General features: G+C 63.0%; 16 protein-coding genes and 2 pseudogenes. 9 read left to right on the top strand and 9 right to left on the bottom strand.

The window, feature by feature from the left end:
* Positions 1-58 precede the first annotated feature (58 nt).
* The 6 genes and pseudogenes from ACFQT0_RS05375 to ACFQT0_RS05350 form a co-directional block, all read right to left on the bottom strand.
* Entirely contained in the window at positions 59-964 is a 906-nt protein-coding gene (locus ACFQT0_RS05375; RefSeq protein WP_380201017.1) for a hypothetical protein, read from the bottom strand.
* The gene (locus ACFQT0_RS05370; protein ID WP_380201015.1) at positions 928-1584 is read right to left on the bottom strand and encodes a hypothetical protein; all 657 of its coding nucleotides are present in this window, start codon (positions 1582-1584) and stop codon (positions 928-930) included. The genes ACFQT0_RS05375 and ACFQT0_RS05370 overlap by 37 nt, the downstream gene beginning before the upstream one ends.
* Positions 1585-1616: 32 nt before the next feature.
* Positions 1617-1880 (bottom strand): carboxypeptidase-like regulatory domain-containing protein, encoded by a 264-nt coding sequence (locus ACFQT0_RS05365; RefSeq protein ID WP_380201013.1) that lies wholly within the window; start codon positions 1878-1880, stop codon positions 1617-1619.
* A gap of 75 nt (positions 1881-1955) precedes the next feature.
* A pseudogene (locus ACFQT0_RS05360) lies at positions 1956-2956 on the bottom strand (aspartate-semialdehyde dehydrogenase).
* 164 nt (positions 2957-3120) lie between these two features.
* Complete coding sequence (locus ACFQT0_RS05355; RefSeq protein ID WP_380201011.1) at positions 3121-3414, bottom strand: hypothetical protein; 294 nt, start codon at positions 3412-3414, stop codon at positions 3121-3123.
* 184 nt (positions 3415-3598) lie between these two features.
* Positions 3599-4456: a glycoside hydrolase family 2 TIM barrel-domain containing protein gene (locus ACFQT0_RS05350; protein ID WP_380201009.1), complete on the bottom strand. Its 858-nt coding sequence runs from the start codon at positions 4454-4456 to the stop codon at positions 3599-3601.
* A gap of 402 nt (positions 4457-4858) precedes the next feature.
* Between ACFQT0_RS05350 and ACFQT0_RS05345 the strand changes: the two genes are divergently transcribed.
* The 9 genes and pseudogenes from ACFQT0_RS05345 (at position 4859) to ACFQT0_RS05305 (ending at position 14720) form a co-directional block, all read left to right on the top strand.
* Positions 4859-6757, top strand: a complete 1899-nt coding sequence (locus tag ACFQT0_RS05345; protein WP_380201007.1) for a glycosyltransferase family 2 protein — start codon at positions 4859-4861, stop codon at positions 6755-6757.
* Complete coding sequence (locus ACFQT0_RS05340; RefSeq protein ID WP_380201005.1) at positions 6754-7332, top strand: glycosyl hydrolase; 579 nt, start codon at positions 6754-6756, stop codon at positions 7330-7332. The genes ACFQT0_RS05345 and ACFQT0_RS05340 overlap by 4 nt, the downstream gene beginning before the upstream one ends.
* Before the next feature lie 130 nt (positions 7333-7462).
* Positions 7463-9313, top strand: a complete 1851-nt coding sequence (locus tag ACFQT0_RS05335; RefSeq protein WP_380201003.1) for a lamin tail domain-containing protein — start codon at positions 7463-7465, stop codon at positions 9311-9313.
* 165 nt (positions 9314-9478) lie between these two features.
* Positions 9479-10057: a hypothetical protein gene (locus tag ACFQT0_RS05330; protein WP_380201000.1), complete on the top strand. Its 579-nt coding sequence runs from the start codon at positions 9479-9481 to the stop codon at positions 10055-10057.
* A 183-nt stretch (positions 10058-10240) separates the two neighbouring features.
* A pseudogene (locus ACFQT0_RS05325) lies at positions 10241-11296 on the top strand (DUF1800 domain-containing protein); the annotation flags it as partial.
* A 112-nt stretch (positions 11297-11408) separates the two neighbouring features.
* Complete coding sequence (locus ACFQT0_RS05320) at positions 11409-11990, top strand: hypothetical protein (protein ID WP_380205915.1); 582 nt, start codon at positions 11409-11411, stop codon at positions 11988-11990.
* Between the two features lie 105 nt (positions 11991-12095).
* Complete coding sequence (locus tag ACFQT0_RS05315) at positions 12096-13253, top strand: DUF1501 domain-containing protein (protein ID WP_380200998.1); 1158 nt, start codon at positions 12096-12098, stop codon at positions 13251-13253.
* 106 nt (positions 13254-13359) lie between these two features.
* Complete coding sequence (locus ACFQT0_RS05310) at positions 13360-13773, top strand: SPW repeat domain-containing protein (RefSeq protein ID WP_380200996.1); 414 nt, start codon at positions 13360-13362, stop codon at positions 13771-13773.
* Positions 13774-13883: 110 nt separating this feature from the next.
* Positions 13884-14720: an energy transducer TonB gene (locus ACFQT0_RS05305; protein ID WP_380200994.1), complete on the top strand. Its 837-nt coding sequence runs from the start codon at positions 13884-13886 to the stop codon at positions 14718-14720.
* A gap of 137 nt (positions 14721-14857) precedes the next feature.
* Here ACFQT0_RS05305 and ACFQT0_RS05300 read toward each other — a convergent pair whose 3' ends face one another.
* From ACFQT0_RS05300 to ACFQT0_RS05290, 3 genes are all read right to left on the bottom strand, one after another.
* Complete coding sequence (locus ACFQT0_RS05300) at positions 14858-15619, bottom strand: alpha/beta fold hydrolase (RefSeq protein ID WP_380200992.1); 762 nt, start codon at positions 15617-15619, stop codon at positions 14858-14860.
* Positions 15620-15881: 262 nt separating this feature from the next.
* Entirely contained in the window at positions 15882-16649 is a 768-nt protein-coding gene (locus tag ACFQT0_RS05295; RefSeq protein ID WP_380200990.1) for an alpha/beta fold hydrolase, read from the bottom strand.
* 45 nt (positions 16650-16694) lie between these two features.
* Positions 16695-17768, bottom strand: coding sequence for a LacI family DNA-binding transcriptional regulator (locus tag ACFQT0_RS05290; protein WP_380200988.1), 1074 nt, complete (start codon positions 17766-17768; stop codon positions 16695-16697).
* Positions 17769-17820 lie beyond the last annotated feature (52 nt).

The raw sequence follows: 17820 nt of genomic DNA, 5'->3' as shown, positions 1-17820 counted from the left end.
AGCCACCGGTTCAGGTGCCAGGGTACGGCGGATGTGGCCTGCTCGTTCACACGCAGGCTTACCTGGGAATTGGGCAGCTTGAGCGCGGCCGAACTGCGCGATAGAAAAAGCCGCTCTCCTCTTGCACCTGCAGCTCGGTGCGGGTGCGCAAGGGTAGCAGGTAGCCCAAGTCGGCTACCAGCTCAATTTTACGGCTGAGCTCCAGGCCCAGGCCCAGCTTGGGCTGCACGGCATTCGTTACTGACTGCACCGCCAGACTTATTTCATCGGCCTTGAGCGTGGTCCCGCCCACCCGGAAACTGCCATTTGCATTGTCGAAGGTGCCCAGTGAGCGGGCCACGGCTTGGTGGGTATAGGCGAGGCCCAGGCGCCCGAACACCGGGCGATGGCGGGGCCGCAGGTTGCGCTGGTAGCTCAGGCCCGCCTCCCAGCCATCGCCACTGAACTGCCGGAATACGTGCCGCGTGGCTACCCGCACCGCCAGCTCATCTGTGATATCGAACAGGTATTCACCGCTCCACCAACCGGTTAGCCCCTGGGCTTTTACCTGGGCTGTGCCATTTGCCCGAAACCCTGACCCAGCCGGGGCATAGTCTACTGCCAGCCCGGCAGCGGGCACGCCCAACGGCCACGCTCCCGCCGATATTCCGTACCGAATCCGGCTCAGCAACCGAAATCCTGGTTTTGCTTCCACTTGCGTTGGGGCAGTGGTTGTGGCTTTGGCAGCCGGCCGGAACAAGGAGTCGGCACGTTGCTGGCGCTGCTGGTCGAGTAGGGCCTGCTGCACGGCCTCGGGGGGCAGCAGGGTGGTGTGGCCCTGCCAGAAGGCCGAGTCGTAGGGTACTGGATTGTCCAGAAACACGTCGTGGTACTGCGCCCGCTCCACGTAGGTGGGCAGCCCAGCCTGCGCAGTGTCGATGGCCGTGGTCAGAAATTCGCCGAAGTACTGGAGCGGCGCGCCCATTGGGGGCGGTATTTGGTTTGCCACCACACGCTTTTCAAGTGCCAGCGGCCGGCGTAGGGCTGGTAAGCTACCCGCAGGTTGCGTGCGTCGGCCCGGTGAATTCCGCTGCGCAGGCCGGTGGGCGTGTAGTGCCACTCGGCCCCCAGAAAGGCATACGTATCTTGGTCGATGTACATCCGGCCCGCAAACCGGGCGCGGCGGTTGCCGGGCCGGGGCCCAAAGGCGACGACGTACACTGGCCGGTCGGCGTAGGTGCTGCCGGGAGCCAGGCGGTAGTCGTAATTTCGAAACTGAGCCGGGTCGATGAACTGGGCCCGGGCGTGCACGAAATCGGCCAGGTGCGCAATAAACGGCCCACCGGCCCAGTCGAAGCGCACCGGGTGGTCGGCCCGCAGGTCCACCTTGCGCGACTGCTGAATCTGCACCGCGCCCTCGTCGGTTCGCTGCTGGTATGGCACCTTGAATACCGTCAGCAAGCCCTCCACCAGGTAGCGGGGCTGGCCCTTGGGGTCGTTGTCGGACTCCCGATAAAAGCCTGTGAGGCGCGTGGGCCGGCCGGCATAGTTACGCGGAATCCGGGCCACAGCTTCGCGCACAATGCCCACCACAGAGGCCGTCACCTGCACTTCGCCCAGTGCAGCGGGGCTTAAAATCAGCTCAATTTGCAGTTCCGGCCCTGGCAGGGCGGCAGCGGCCGAGCGTATTTGCGGTAGCCCAGCAGCGCCACTTCCAGCTGCTCCCGCTGAAATTGGACTGGGATGGTCAGGGCAAAGCGGCCGTCTTCGTTGGTGCTGGTGCCAATGCGGTTACCGGCTACGCCCACTTGAGCGTGGGGCACGGGTTGGTGGGTTTCGGCATCGACTACACGGCCGCGCAGAATGATGGGGCCCTGCGCCAGCGCCGGCCCCACCATCATTAACAGCCAAATACCTACTAAAAAGCGCATAGACACCGGCCTGTAGCCCTGACGTCACAACGCCGTCGGGCCGGCTTAGTTGCCGGCCGGCGCCAGCTTGCCCACCAGGTATTCGGCAATTTGCACGGCATTGGTGGCGGCGCCTTTGCGGAGGTTGTCGGCCACTACCCACATGTTGAGGGTGCGGGGCTGGGTTTCGTCGCGGCGCAGGCGGCCCACCAGCACGGCGTCTTTGCCGTGGCTGTCTTTGGGCATGGGGTATGTATTGGTCGAAGGGTCGTCGACCAGCTCCACGCCGGCCGTGCGGCTCAGAATGGAGCGCACCTCGTCCAGGTCAAACTCGCGCTCAAACTCCACGTTCACGGCCTCGGAGTGGCCGCCCATCACGGGAATGCGCACGCAGGTGGCCGTGACGCGGATGCTGTCGTCGCCCATGATTTTCTTGGTTTCGTTCACCATCTTCAGCTCCTCCTTGGTGTAGCCGTTGGGCTCGAACACGTCGATGTGCGGCAGCACGTTGAGGTCGATGCGGTGCGGGTAGGCGGGGTTGCTGGCGGTTTGGCCGGCGCGCTCTTCCAGGAGTTGGTCCACGGCTTTTTTGCCGGTGCCGGTCACGCTCTGGTAGGTGCTCACCACGATGCGCTGCACGCGGTATGCCTTGTGCAGCTCGTTCAGGGCCACCACCAGTTGGATGGTCGAGCAGTTGGGATTGGCAATGATTTTATCTTCCGGCGTGAGCGTGTCGGCGTTCAGCTCGGGCACCACCAGCTTCTTGGTGGGGTCCATGCGCCAGGCCGAGGAGTTGTCGATAACGGTGGTGCCCACGGCGGCAAAGCGCGGGGCGTGCTCCTTGCTTACCGAGCCGCCGGCCGAGAAAATGGCGATGTCCGGCCGGGCCGCAATGGCATCGTCCATGCTCACCACGGGGTACTTTTTTCCTTGAAACTCAACGGTCTGGCCCACCGATTTGGCCGAAGCCACCGGCAACAGCTCGGTTAGGGAAACTGGCGCTCGGCCAGCACTTTCAGCATCTCGGTGCCCACCAGTCCGGTGGCACCCACTACGGCAATTTTCATGGCAATAAGGAAATAGAGCGCGACAGTGCAGGAAGCCGCCCCCTGCAAAGGTCGCCAAGAAACAGTCAATTGCCTTACTATGACCAGCCCAACGCGGCACTTTACCGGTGCCCGGGTGTTGCCAATGCTTGATCTACTTGAGCAGAACGGCTCAGTCTTTCAAGTCAGTTGCTTACTGCATTCGCCGCTTGGGTTGCGGTAGACTCAGGCCCGACCAGAATTGGAATATTAGCAGTACCCACGCTGCCGTTCCCATCGAATACGCGCACATAGAGGCGATAGGCGCCCGGCTTATCCGGCGTGCGGATGGTGGCCTGCTTGCCTTTGGCCTGCACCACGCAGCCCGCTATTGGCTCTAGCGGGGTAGTGTTTTCTTTGGTGTCGGCTCCAGGCCTCATTTCCGGTAGCATTTCCCAACGCACAGTAAGCGAATCGCCTTCCGGGTCGGTTACGTTCACTTGGGCCGGGTATGGCTGACCAGGGCGCAGCCGAGCATCCCATTTGCGTCCGGCCAGGCGCAATTCTGTTAGGTGCGGTGCCCGATTGGCGGGGTAGTGCTTGCTCCAAAGCAGGTGTAGTTCATCCACAAGCTCGGTTTTTTCGCCTGTGGGCTCATACAGGCTAAACCACGTGGGCGTGTACTCAAACTTGTAACCCCAAAAAAGCGTAACTACCCAGGCAGCGGGTGCTATCCGGCTCAATTATAGCTCGGTACAGCGTGCTCATGAATTGAGCCTTTTCGGCACTGGTTTGCTCCATAGGTGCCTTCCAGGAGGTGGAATCCGACTCCCAAAACCCCCGGGCTCCGAACTCAGTCACGATGTAAGGCCCGCGCCACCCGCTTTTCTTAAGTAAAGAAGGCAACTTATTGAGCTGGCCGTACACGTTTATCGATAAAATATCTACCGCCGGTGCTACCGACTGCAGCAGACGGGCGTGCTCCGTAAAACCAATCGCCATAGAAATGGTCACGGGATGGTAAGGGTCGAGCTCATGAATCATGCGTGCAATAGCATTTATCGCCGTAAAAAACCGGGGCCCGCGCGCGGTGATTTCGAGTTCATTGCCTACGTTCCACATGAGCAGGGCCGGGTGGTGGCGGTAGCGCAATACCTGCTCCCGCACCCGGCGTAGCTGGGCTGCCACCATCGCGGGGTCGTAGTAGCTGAAGTGCTCATCTTCCGGTTCCAGCCACAGGCCCAGCATCACGGTTAGGCCCTGGCGGTGGGCTTCGTCCAGCAAGGGCTCGGCATAGTCGGCGCTCCACAGCCGAACCGTATTGCCGCCGGCTTCCCGCAGCTGGTCATACTCTTGCAGGCCGCCGCCGCCGCGCAGGTAGTAAGGCTTGCCGCCGCGCAGCAGCTGAAACCCGTGCGGCGTCTTTTGGACCTTCACCGGAATAATGGCGTGGCCCGTTTTGCTTTGGGATTGGGAAACGGGCTGGCTCCTGGCGGGCTGTGCTTCACCGCAGGAAGACAGCACCAGCCCTATGGCAATCAAAGGCAGAAGCCAGCAGAAAACCAGGCTGAACACCCGGTTGATGACGAAATATTTATTCCTGGTACTACAAAGCATTTTCAATCAGTTAAGCAAGTCTGCTTACAGGGTTACAGCTCCCGTTACACAGCGATACTGCCTCAACCAGCCCACCGTAATTGGCAGGCCAGAATCATTAAATAGTTATAATCAATTTCTATACAGTCCAACGCCGGGCTCTTATATTTCTAGCTGCCAAAGTACTTCCCTATTATCCAATTACCCTCAACAGCACTAGATTTTTACGTTAATTATTATTGTTTTTTTGAACATCATTAACGACGGTCTCGTTGGTAAGTTCAATATTCTATGAAATAAGCTGGCTGCTATTCGGTATCCATACGTTAATCTATGCCCCCAACTTCTGTGTCTCTACCGCTTCCAAGCGGAGCCGGCAAGCCCGTGGGGCTGCCCTACCGGCTGCGCTTCCGCAAAGTGGCGGGCATTACCAAAATGCGATGGCTGGTGGCGCTTGCTGCCCTTTGCTTGCTCAATTTCCTGTGGTGGTTTTTTGCGACGCTGCGCATCGGCTACGCGCCGCTTTTCTGGCTGCTGGCCATCTCGCTGGGCTTTAAAATCCTGCGCATGGTGCACGAGTGGGTACACTACGTGCAGGTGCAAGTACCGGTAGCGCCCGACTACACCCCTGCCCGGCGGACGGTGGATGTGCTCACGACGGCCTGCCCCGGCGAGCCGCACGATATGATTATCCGGACGCTGGAGGCCATGCAAGCCATCCGCTATCCGCACACCAGCTACCTCTGCGACGAGGGCGACGACCCCGCGCTGCGGGCGGCCTGCGCCCGCCTGGGCGTGGTGCACGTGACGCGCACTGAGAAGAAGAACGCCAAGGCCGGCAACATCAACAACGCCCTGCGCCAGGCCACCGGCGAGATGTGCGTGGTGCTCGACCCCGACCACGTGCCCACGCCCGACTTCCTGGACCAGGTGATGCCCTACTTCGAAGACCCCACCGTCGGCTATGTGCAGGTAGTGCAGGCCTACGGCAACCAGCAGGAAAGCCTCGTGGCGCTGGGCGCGGCCCAGCAGACTTACCACTTCTACGGCCCGCTGATGATGGGCATGAACGGCTACGGCACGGTGCAGGCCATCGGGGCCAACTGCACCTTCCGGCGCACCGCCCTGGATTCTATCGGCGGCCACGCGCCAGGGCTTACCGAAGACATGCACACGGCCATGCGCCTGCACGGCGCCGGCTGGAAGTCGGCCTACGTGCCCAAAGTGGTGAGCCGCGGGCTGGTACCCGCCTCGCTGGCAGCGTTTTACTCCCAGCAGCTCAAGTGGTCGCGGGGCGCCTTCGACCTGCTGTTTCGGGTGTATCCCAAGCTATTCAAGCATTTCAGGCTGGCCCCAGCGGCTCCACTACCTGGTGCTGCCGCTGTACTTTTCTCGGGCGTGGTGGCACTTATCGACCTAACACTGCCGCTGCTTTCGCTGGGGTTGAGCCAGTTTCCGTGGCTGGTGGAACTGAACGCCCTGGCCCTGCACGCGCTGCCCCTGCTGGGCATATCGCTGCTTATTCGCCTGCAGGCGCAGCGCTGGCTGCGCGAGCCCAGCGAGCGCGGTCTACACCTGGCGGGTGGGTTCCTGCGGGTGGGCACGTGGTGGGTGTACACGCTCGGCTTTGTGTATGCCGTGCTGGGCGTCCGGGTGCCGTACCTGCCCACGCCCAAAGAGGGCCGCTGGGGCAACGAGTGGCTGCTGGCCCTGCCCAACTTGCTGCTCGCCGCCCTGCTGCTGGGCGCCTGCAAGTACGGCCGTGTGGTTGCCCTTGGGCCTTACACCAACATGATGGTATTGCTGGCGCTGCTGAACGTGGGCATACTCCTTGCCGCTACCTTCATGGGCCAGCACCAGGTCATTCGCAACTTTGTGGAAGACATGGCGTCCAGGCCCTTCCGTTGGCTTGTTTTGTGGCTGCACCAGGTTATGGCGGCTGTGGTGATGACGCTGGTGCCACGGCTCCGCCGCTTTGGTCCGGTGATAGCGCTGGCTGGCGTTGTCACCATGGGCGGCATCTATTACCTGCAGTCGGCGTGGCTGGCGCAGGTTCCTCCGGAGTGGCTACTCACGGGGACGCAGGAAGTACGGCTCGGGCAAGACCTCAGCATCGCGGGGCCTCAGAGTACCAGCACCTTTGTTGGAACGCTGCCGCCAGCTACGCCCGAAGTCAGTCCGGGCTTTGACATTGCGGCCCTGGCCATCTCCACTCCTGAGTCTTCGTCGCCGCTCCCCCGCTCGTGACTACGCTTGCCCAGCAAGGCCAGGTGCCGCTGCTGAGTTGGACGGTGAACGCGGCCACTACCCAGCGGAAAGGGTACTGGCAGCACCTGGCTCAACAAATCAACCAGGTGCCGGGGCCGGTACTGCTGCGCCCTTTGCTGAGCGCGCCTACAGCCATTAGCTACCGGCGTGCCTGGAAACAGATGGTGAAGGCCTTTCGGGAAGAGAAGGTGTCGAATGTCGTCTGGGTCTGGACGCCCGAGGCCGGCGATTCGCTGCTGCAAAAGTTTCCCGGCGTAGCGTATGTGAACTGGCTGGCCAACCCGCTGCTGGCCCGCGACGGCGCTCCCGATTACGCCCGGCTGCGCACTCAGCTCACCCAGAACCTGGCCATGCACCAGGTGCCGGTACTGCTGCTGGCCCCGGCAGCCAATGGAAGCCCGACGATGGTGGCCTCCCGCTTAAATGCGAAGTACCCCGAAATCAAGGCTGTGGTCTTCCCCAGCGTGCTTTCGTCCTTGCCCACTGCCTCGGCTACCCGCACATTAATCATCCCGCAATGGTTTGGTGCGCGGCTGATGAGTATGCGCCTATAGGTTAGGGCATCATACTGGTTAACTGATGAGTTAGCCAAGCCCCACCAGCGTGGGTACTTAAAGGGAGTTGAGCTGGCTTATCCTGGGCAGTAGCTTACATTGGGCACAGCTAACGTCTATCTGCCCTTTGATGAAGCGACTTCTACTGCTCTTCACCCTGTTACCCTTGTGGGCTTCGGCCCAACTCACCGACACCTTTGCCGACGGCAACTTCACCGCCAACCCCACCTGGACCGGCGACGCCACCGGCTTTCAGGTAGCTAACCAGCAACTGCAGAGCAACGGCCCAGCCGTGACGGGCAGCCAGCTGCAGCTCAGCACGCCCTGCCAGGCCAGCACCGGCACGGTCTGGGAATTCTGGGCTAACCTGCGCCTAGCCACCAGCGCCGGCAACCTCGCCGACGTGTGGCTGATGGCCTCGCAGGCCGACCTGCGCAGCGCCGGCAACTCGGGCTACTTCGTGCGCCTCGGCGGCACCGACGACGAGGTCAGCCTTTTCCGAAAAGACTCGACCCGTGCCGCCGTGCCCGTCATCGACGGCCAGAACGGCACACTGGCCAGCACCACCAACAACCTCGTGCGGGTGCGCGTGACGCGCAGCACCGACAACCGCTGGACGCTGGAGCGGGACCTGACTGGCGGTCGCGCCTTTGTGGCCGAAGCCGCCCAGCCCACCGACGCCACCTACCAGCGCAGCGTGGCCGTTGGCGTCTCGCTTCTGTTTTCTTCGGCCAATAACCGCAGCTTCTTTTTTGATGATTTTGCAGTGACCGACGCCACGGCGCCCCTTCTGTCGCGGGCCGTACCCGTCGATTCGCGTCGGCTGGATGTGGTGTACAACGAAGCCGTGGACGCCGCCAGCGCCGGCAGCACCGCCAACTACCGCCTGCAAAGCGGCGCGGTGCCCACCGCGGCCCAGGTGCTGCCCGCCAACCCGGCCGTGGTGCGTCTCACCTTCGGCACCGACTTCGCGCCCCAGAACGTGCTGGAAGTGCGCAACGTGGCCGACCGCTACGGCAACCGGGCCGCCGGGCCGCTTACGGCGGCCTTCGCGGGGCCGCCCGTAGCGCCGCAGGTGGGAGACCTGATTATCAGCGAAATATTTGCCGACGAAACGCCCCAAGTGGGCTTGCCACTGTCGGAGTATGTGGAGATTCACAACCGCAGCGCCACGAAAGTTATTAGCCTGGGCGGCGTGCGCTTGAGCAAGCCAAGCGCTACCTCAGCCGCCATTTTTGCCGATACGGCCCGGCTGTTACCGGGGCAATACGCCGTGGTGTGCGGCAGTACGCGGGCGTTGCAGTTTGCCACTTATGGCAAGGTGTACGGCCTCACCAATTTTCCTGCGCTCAACAACGGCGGCGACCAGCTGGTGCTGCGCGGCCGCGACGGCCGTACCCTGTTTGAGGTCAGCTATTCCGACGCGTGGTATGGCGACGCCAGGAAGAAGGACGGCGGCTGGAGCCTCGAAATGATTGACCCCAACAACTACTGCGCCGGGGCCGCCAACTGGACCGCCAGCACCGACCCCAGCGGCGGCACGCCCGGCCGGCTAAACTCGGTGCGCGCCGCCCGCCCCGACGCGGCCGCCCCCACCCTACTCCGCGCCACGGCCCTCAATGCTACTACCGTGCGGGCCTACTTCTCCGAAAAGCTGGATAGCGCTATGGCGGCCATGGTCAGCCGCTACACCCTGGCCGGCGGCCCGGCCATCACGCGTGCGGCGCCCGTCGCGCCCGACTTCCGGCAAGTGGACCTGATGCTGAGTGCGCCGCTGCTGGCCAGCCGCGCCACTTCCCTGACGGTGCAACTGGCCACCGACTGCGCGGGCAACGCCAGCGGCACCTTGCAGTCGGCAGCCTTCGCCCTGCCCGAGCCCGCGGTGAGCGGCGATGTGGTGCTGAACGAGCCTGCTGGTGAACCCCCGCGTGGGCGGCGTGCGCTTTGTGGAACTCCTGAACCGCAGCACCAAATTCATTGACCTGCAAGACTGGAAACTAGCCAGCCTGAAGGCCGATGGCAGCTTGGATGCCGCCGTGCTCAGCACCGGGCCGCTGGTACTGGCACCGGGGCGCTGCTGGCCTTCAACGCTAATACCGCCACTCTTCAAGCACAGTACCCCACGAGCAGCGACGCGGCCAATCTGGTGCAACTGCCCGGCTTTCCCACTTTTCCCGAGGTTGGCACCGCCCTGCTTTTCGACGGCCGTGGCCAGGAAATCGACCGGTTGGCCTACAGCAAAAGCCTGCACCTGATTTTGCTGGCCACGCAGGATGGCGTGTCGCTGGAGCGCATTCGTGCCAGCGGCCCCAGCCTGGGCAGCAACTTCCACTCGGCGGCCGCCACGGTGGGATACGCCACGCCCGGCCGGCCCAATTCACAGGCCCAGGACGCGCCCGGCGGCAACCAGGAGCTGACCATTGAGCCCGAGGTCTTCACGCCCGACGACGATGGCCAGCAGGATTTTACCACCCTTAGCTACCGCCTCGACCAGCCCGGCTACGCCGCCTCCGTCACGGTGTATGACGCCCTGGGCCGCCTCACGCGCCGGCTTGTGCGCAACGAAACGCTACCCACCACCGGCTTTTTGCAATGGGACGGCATCGACGACAAAGGCCACAAAGCCGCCGTAGGCTACTACGTGGTGCTAATTGAGCTGTTCCGGCCCAGCAGCGGCGAAAAGCGCGAGTTCAAAAAGACCGTGGTACTCGGCGCCCGGTTTTGACGCTTCGCTTAATGAGGAATGAAGAATGAAGAATGAAGAATGAGCGAACGACAACTCCCCTCCTTAAAAAAGGAGGGGAGCTTGTCGTTCGTCCATCGTTCAACGACGCACCACCTCAGTCGTCGTTCGCCCATCCTTCATTCCGTGATTAAACGAAATGCTGCTTTTTGCATCTGAGAAACCATGAACAGCAACCAGCAGCTACAGCATCTTTACTGGCGGGCCGGATTTGGCCCCCGCCCGCAGGACGTGGCGGCCGGCCTGAGCCCTCGCAAAGCTCTGCGGCAGCTGCTGCACGATTCCGTAGCATTTGAGCCGCTGGCCGGGTCTGAGCTGAATTATACCGAAACCCAGGGGATGGTAATCACCGACCCGGCTTCGACCCAAAGGCCGGTGCCGAACGGCATGGTGACCACACCCGACCAGCCCCTGGCTGCTGGCCAGCCCGTGGCGGCTATGCGCCCGCGCTCGGCCTTGCGGGGCGGGGTGGCAGCCGGAGTGCCCCGCCTGCGCCGTGCGGCCCTCACGCCCGAACAGCGCAAAATGCAGAACCAGGGCATTCGCGATGCTTTCGCGAACATGAGTACGGCCTGGATGAACCGCATGGCGAGCACGCCGGCTCAACTGCGCGAGAAAATGACCTTGTTCTGGCACGGGCACTTTGCCTGCCGCGTGCGCCAGCCTGCCGCCGCCCTTAGTCTGCACAACACCACGCGGCGCCACGCCCTGGGCAAATTCCCGGACCTGCTGCTGGCCGTGAGCCAGGAGCCGGCCATGCTGCAGTTTCTCAACAACCAGCAGAACCGCAAGGCCCACCCCAACGAAAACTTCGCCCGCGAAGTCATGGAGCTGTTCACGCTGGGCCGCGGCAACTACACCGAGCAGGACGTGAAAGAAGCCGCCCGCGCCTTCACCGGCTGGGGCTACGACGCCCAGGGCAATTTCCGGTTTCGGGAGCGCGACCACGACGCCGGCCCCAAAACCTTTTTGGGCCGCACCGGCAATTTCACCGGTGAACAGGTGCTGGAGCTCATTCTGCAGCAGCCCGCGGCCGCCACGTTTCTGGTCACCAAAATCTACCGCTTCTTCGTGAACGACGTGCCCAACCCGGCCCACGTTGAGCCGCTGGCCGCCGTGTTCCGCAAGAGCGGCTACGACATTGCCGACCTGATGGAGCGCCTCTTCTCAGCCGAGTGGTTTTACGACCCGGCTAACGTGGGCACGCACATCAAGTCGCCGGTGGAGCTGCTGGCCGGTATCCGCCGCACCCTGAACGTGCAGGCTCGACAACGACAAGCCGCTGCTGGGCTACCAGAAAGCCCTGGGCCAAACCCTGTTTCAGCCGCCCAACGTGGCCGGCTGGCCCGGTGGCCGCAACTGGATAGATTCGTCGTCGCTGCTCCTGCGCCTGCAGCTGCCGGCCATCCTCTTCAAAAACGCCGAGTTTGCCGTGGCCCTGAAGCAGGACGAAAACGACATCGCCCCCAACCTGACCAAGGCCCAACGCACCGTGCGGCCCGGCACTGGGGCCCACCTGCCGCTGGGCCCGCTCCAGCAGCCTGCTTGGCTCCACACCCGTCGCCCAGCAACCGGAGAAACTCAGTTCCTTCCTGCTGCAAACACCAATTCGGCCCGAAAACCTACAGCTGGTGCAGCAAGCCGCCGCTCAAAAAGAACCAGCCGAGGCCCTGCGCACCACGCTCATCAGCCTGCTGAGTTTGCCGGAGTACCAGCTCAGCTGAACGACAGACTCCCCTCCTTTTTTAAGGAGGGGATGTTCGAGCCAAGGGCTCGGACGGGGGTGGTTGCCCTCGTTGAACCGAAGGTCGGCGTAGCCAACGATACCCGAACGATTCACAGGCGAGTTGTTCGCCCATCGTTCAACGACTCAACCACCCCAGCCGCAGCTGAAGCGGCGGCGTCCCCTCCTTAAAAAAGGAGGGGAGTTTTTGTTCTTTCAACTCTTTTCGTTGCAATATGTCCTCTACCCGTCGCGACTTTCTTCGCACCTCTGCGCTGGCCAGGCTCGCTGCTGCTGGTGCCCAAGTTCCTGCACGCACTTGACCGCGGACCGGGACTGGCCCAACTGAGTGAGGGGCCGGGGGCACGGCGCCTCATTGTGGTGCAGCTCAGCGGGGGCAACGATGGCCTGAACATGGTCATTCCTTTCAAAAACGACTTGTACTACCGGGCCCGGCCCACCTTGGGCATCAAGGAAACGGCCGGCATTCTGGGCCTCGAAAAAGACCTGGGTTTGCACCCCGCTCTGAAAGGGCTGAAAGGTCTCTATGACCAGGGCCATCTGGCTGTGCTCAACTCGGTGGGCTACCCCAACCCCGACCGGTCGCACTTCCGCGCCATGGACATCTGGCAGAGCGGCTCCAGCGCCGAGCAAGTGGTGAGCACCGGCTGGCTGGGCCGCTACCTCGACTCGAACTGCCCCGACTGCCAGCACCCCTACAATGCCCTGGAAATCGACGACACCCTGAGTCTGGCCCTGAAAGGCAGCACCCGCAAAGGGCTGGCCCTGAAAAACCCCGGCAAATTCCACCAGCTCAACCAAAACCGCTTGCTGGCCAAAGTGAGCCAGGAAGTTGGGCCCACGCACCACAGCCAGGTCGACTACCTCTACAAGACCCTGGCCGAAACCGCCTCCTCGGCCGACTACCTCTATGAGAAGTCGAAAATCTACAAATCGACGGCGGCCTACCCGAATTCAGACTTCGGCAAGAACCTGAAGACGACCACCGAGCTCATCAACTCCGGGGTGGAGTCGCGGGTGTACTACCTGGCCCTCTCGGGGTTCGACACCCACGTGCGGCAGCAGGAGCAGCAGCAGCGGCTGTTCACCGACCTCGGCGATGGGCTGGCGGCGCTGGCCGACGACCTGCGGCAGCACAACCAGTGGAACAACACCGTGGTGCTGGTTTTCTCCGAATTTGGCCGGCGCGTGGGTCAGAACGCCAGCAACGGCACCGACCACGGCACCGCCAACAACGTGCTGCTGCTCGGCGGCGCGCTCCGGAAGAAAGGCGTGCTCAACGATGCCCCCGACCTGGCCAACCTCGACCAGGGCGACCTGCGCCACCAGGTCGATTTCCGCAGCCTCTACGCCGCCCTGCTCCACGACTGGCTCGGGGCCGACGACACGGCCATTCTGGGCACCGGTTTCGAGCGCCTGAGCGGGCTGGTATAAGGCACCCAAGAGGTCGGAGAGGCCTTTTCCTGCAAGCTCAGCGATACCGTTTGCTCTCGGTCATTCGTAGATTACGGTCATCCTCTACCCTTGATTTACGCTTGTCATGAAACCCATATCCCCCAGGACGCACGGCATACTGGACTACGCTACCTGCGGTTTCTTCACGACTGCGCCCGCCATATTTGACCTGCACGGCGCTTACGCCATCATGTGCTACGTGCTGGCGGTCGGCTATTTCGTAATGTCGTTGCTAACGGACATGCAGCTGAGTGCCGTGCGCGTCATTCCGTTTCCGGTGCACGGCAAGCTGGATTTGGTAAGCGGCTTAATATTGCTTGCCTCGCCCTGGGTTTTCGGCTTCGCCAATGCAAACGAGACGGCCCGCAACCTGTTTGCGGGGTCCGGCGTGGTGTTTCTGGTTGTGTACTTCCTCACCGATTGGGCCGGTCCAACACACGACGGGGCTCCCGACCGCACAGCCTTAAGCCCCCGCCAGCGCCGTTCCCGCGTGGCCTAGCAATACGGCCAAAGCCGAACCAAGAAAAAAGCCCGACCTCCCCAAGAGGCCGGGCTTTTCTGTATTTATTTATAGCGTAGCTTGCCCGCTTAATTTCATTTTCTACCCAAATGAGAAACCTGTTTACCAAGCTCATTGCGGCCGTTGGGCTGCTGGCCCTGGCTTCCACCGCTTCAGCCCAGGCGCCGGCCCCTTCGGCTGCTTACACCGGCCCACGCTTCCCGGGCGGGCCCGACTCGTTGCGCGCCCTCGTGCAGCGCAGCATCCGGACGGCCACGGGCTCGCCAGCCCCCAGCGGCCGCATGCTGGTGCAGTTCGAGCTGAAAGCTAACGGACAGCCCCATAACTACACCATGGTACTCCCGCCCGCGCCGTTGAATAAGCCGTTGGTGAATGCCACGGCGGCCGCGCTCAATTACCTGGAAGCGCACATGCCCGCCTGGACACCCGGCACGCCCGACCCCAAGCTTGCCCCTGGCGCAGAGCCCAAAGTGAGCCTGGCCATCGATTTTACCACCGCCCCGGCGGCCATGCCTTATTACTATGCCGACGAGGACCCCACCTTCGGCACCCTGGCCAACCTATTGCAAGCGCAAGGCAGCAAGTCTTCCAACCAGCCGGTGGCTGACCCTGCTGAAAAGGCCTTACTCGCCTCGCCCAAAGGCTTGGCTCGGTATATCCAGCGGCAGGTAAAATACCCACCCGCAGCGCTGCGCGGCCAACAGCAAGGAGTGGTCTACGCCTACTTTGAAGTGGCCGAAAGCGGCGCCATTGAGCACCCGGAGATTTTGGGGTCCGCCGGCCGGACGTTGGACGCCGAAGTACTGAAGAGCCTTAACACCCTGCCCACCGCGACTTCCCCGGCCAAGTTGAAAAACCAGCCAGCGCACGTCTACTACGTCGTACCGGTTACCTTCAGAATGCAAGTAGCCACCCGCTTCCGCTAATTATACGAACACTGCTTGCGCCACCGCCAGCACGGCCCGGCGCGTTTGCCCGAGCTACTTAAGCACCACTGCGGCTGCTGCTTGCCAGGAGTAGCGCGTGAGACCAGGCCGCACAGGCCTTCCAGTCGTTTGTCCTTTTAGTGTTCAAACGCCGCATCCACTAGCTGCCGGACGGCCCGGCGGGTGTCGGCCGGGCGCTCCACAAAGCCTAGGTGGCCCACGTTGGCCAGCCACAGCACGGTGCTGTGGTCGGGCAACAGGCTTTCCTCGTGCGTTTTGGCCAGGGGCACCGCCTTGTCCTCTTTGCCGGCGATAAACAGCACGGGGTAGGTGGCACTTTCCAGCACGGGGCGCCGGTCGGGCCGCTGGCTCATGGCGTCAAGGCCCGCCAGGGCGACGGCCAGGGGCACCACCGAGGCCAGGCTTTTCAACTGCGCCAGGTGGTGCGCCATGGACTCGCGATGCTCGGCAGCGAACTGGGGCTGCAGAAACTCCTCGGCGAAGGCAGCTACCCCGTGCTCCTCAATAAACGCGCGGTTGCGCTGGCGACGGGCCTGGTCTTCCTCGGTATCGGGCAGGGCCGACGAGTGAAACAGCCCCAGACCCGCCACCAGGCCGGGGTATTTTTCGGCAAACGCCAGAGCCACGTAGCCGCCCATGCTGTGGCCCACCAGCACGGCCCGGCCCACACCGGCTTGCTCCAGCTCCTCCCGCACAGCGGCAGCGCCGGCTTCCAGCGAAAAGTCGCCGGCGGCAGCATTCGGCCCGCCGTAGCCCGGCAAAGCGGGCGTCAGCACGTGGCAATCGGCAAAATGCTCGCCGATAAATTCCGTCCATATTTCCGGACTCTCGAGGTAGCCGTGCAGAAAAACCACCACCGGCCGGGATGTAGTGCTCATAGGCACCGCCATACGCGCCGGCTTGGGCTATCGTTTAGCTGCGCGCCAGCCTGGTTTTACTAAAACCAGCGCTTCACAGGCTGTTTCAGGCTGGTGTAGAGACGCATACTTGCGTCTCCGCGTCTGTGCCGTTCGGGTGTCGTTTGGGCATCATCGTTCAACGCGGAGACGCAAATATGCGTCTCTACATCGTTCAGACGGCTCTTGCACGGTGGACTTTTCCGACGTGCTCAATTTTCCAGTTTGTTGGGCTAACTGGGTTTCACTTCCCAAACACGGCGCCGGCCAGCGCCAGCACAGCCCGGCGCGTTTGCTCGGCCTGCTCGAGGTAGGCCTGGTGCCCGCTGCCCTCCAGAAACAGCGCGTGGGCCTCGGCGGGCATGGCAGCCTGCCGCACGGCATCGTCGAAGTGAACGGCCACGTCGTGCTTGCCGGCCACCATCAGCACCGGAAATTTGGCCGTGGCCAGCACTTTGGTGCGGTCGGGGCGCGCGGCCATGCCGCGCAGGGCCCCGGTAATGGTGGTGGCCGGCGTGGCCTTGCCGATTTCTTCCAGCAGGGCGCGGGCCTCGGTCAACTTGTCGCGGTTGGTGGGCGCAAACAGCGGGCGCACAAAGGATTCCATGAACTTGGCCACGCCGTGGCGCTCCACGAAGCCGATGTTTTTCTCACGGTTCTGGCGCTTTTCGTCCGTGTCGGCCAGGGCCGAGGAATTGATGAGGGCCAGGCCGGCCACGCGCTGGGGCCAGCGCTCGGCCAGGGCCAGGGCCACGTAGCCGCCCATGCTGTGGCACACCAGCAGCACGGGCGTCGAGCAGTCTTTCTGGCTCAGGTAGTCGATGACGTAGCGGGCCTGCGCCTCCATCGAAAAGTCGGGCACGGGGGCCAGGTTGGTGCCGTGGCCCGGCAGGTTGGGCGCCAGCAGCCGGTAGCCATCGGGGAAGGAACGGGTGAAATCGGACCACACCTCCCGGCTTTCGGCAAAGCCGTGGAGAAACACGATGGTTGGCAGGTTGGACGTAGCAGACATAAGCGCAAAAGTAGCGCCCGCACCGTGTCCTTCCGCCCAGCCTTTTTAGGCCGGAACGCTGCCGTGGCGCAGCGACGAGGCCCGCACAAACAGCTGCGGCTGCAGCACCACTTGCCGCTGCGAAAACGCCGCTCCCTCGGCCGTCAGCAAATCGCTAAACAGCCGAAACGCCGCCTGGCCCATCTCCTCGGTGCGCTGGTCGACAGACGTGAGGTTGGGCTCGGCCACCAGCGTGAGGGCCTCGTTGCTGAAGCCGGCCAGGGCCACGTCCTGCGGCACCCGGATGCCGCGGTTTTTCAGCAGCTGCAAGGCGCCGAGGATGGCCGTGTCGCCGGCCGAAAACACGGCATCGGGCGGGTTGGGCAGCGCCAGCAGCTCGGCCATGCAGGCGGTGCCGCTTTCCAGGGTCATGCTGCAGTTCTTGATAAGGCTTTCGTCGGGGGCGATGCCGTAGCTCTGCAGGGCGTCGAGGTAGCCCTGGCGGCGGTTTTTGTAGATGTTCAGGTGCTGGGCGCCGGCAAAGTGCGCCACCCGGCGGCAGCCCTGCTCCAGCAGGTGCCGCGTGGCCTGGCAGGCGCCTTCGCGGTCGTTGAGCACCACGGCGTTCACGTTGTCGCCCTCGGGCAGGCGGTCGAAAAACACCAGCGGCACGCCGTGCCTGCGCACTTTTTCGAAGTGCTTAAAATCAGTGGTGTTGATGGAAACCGATATCAGAATGCCGGCCACCTGGGCGCTGAGCAGGGTTTCGAGGTTGCGGCGCTCGTTGGCCACGTCCTCGCCCGACTGGCAGATAATCACGCTGTAGCCGGCCTTCCGGGCCGCCGTTTCGATGCCGTGCACCACCGAGGCAAAGAAGCGCCCTTCGATGTACGGCACTATCACGCCGATGAGCGTGCTCTTGCCTTTGCGCAGGGCCGCGGCGAGGTGGTTGGGCTGGTAGTTGAGCTTTTTGGCCAGCTGGCGCACCGCCTGCTTGGTGGCCGGCCCAATGCTGTGGTGGTCGCTCAGGGCCCGCGAAATCGTGGTCATGGAAACGCCCAGCTCCCGGGCCAAATCGGCCATGGAAACGGGCCTGCCGGCCGCGTTGGGCTCTTTCGAAAGGGTGGAACGGGCTGCCATGGCTGCGGGGCGGAAAAGGTTAAAGTGGTGTAAAGTTACCGGTCTGCCAGCA

Source organism: Hymenobacter humi (assembly GCF_042665855.1).
In the GTDB taxonomy this organism is placed as follows: Bacteria; Bacteroidota; Bacteroidia; order Cytophagales; family Hymenobacteraceae; genus Hymenobacter; species Hymenobacter humi.
This window is presented reverse-complemented; position numbering and strand designations above follow the sequence as displayed.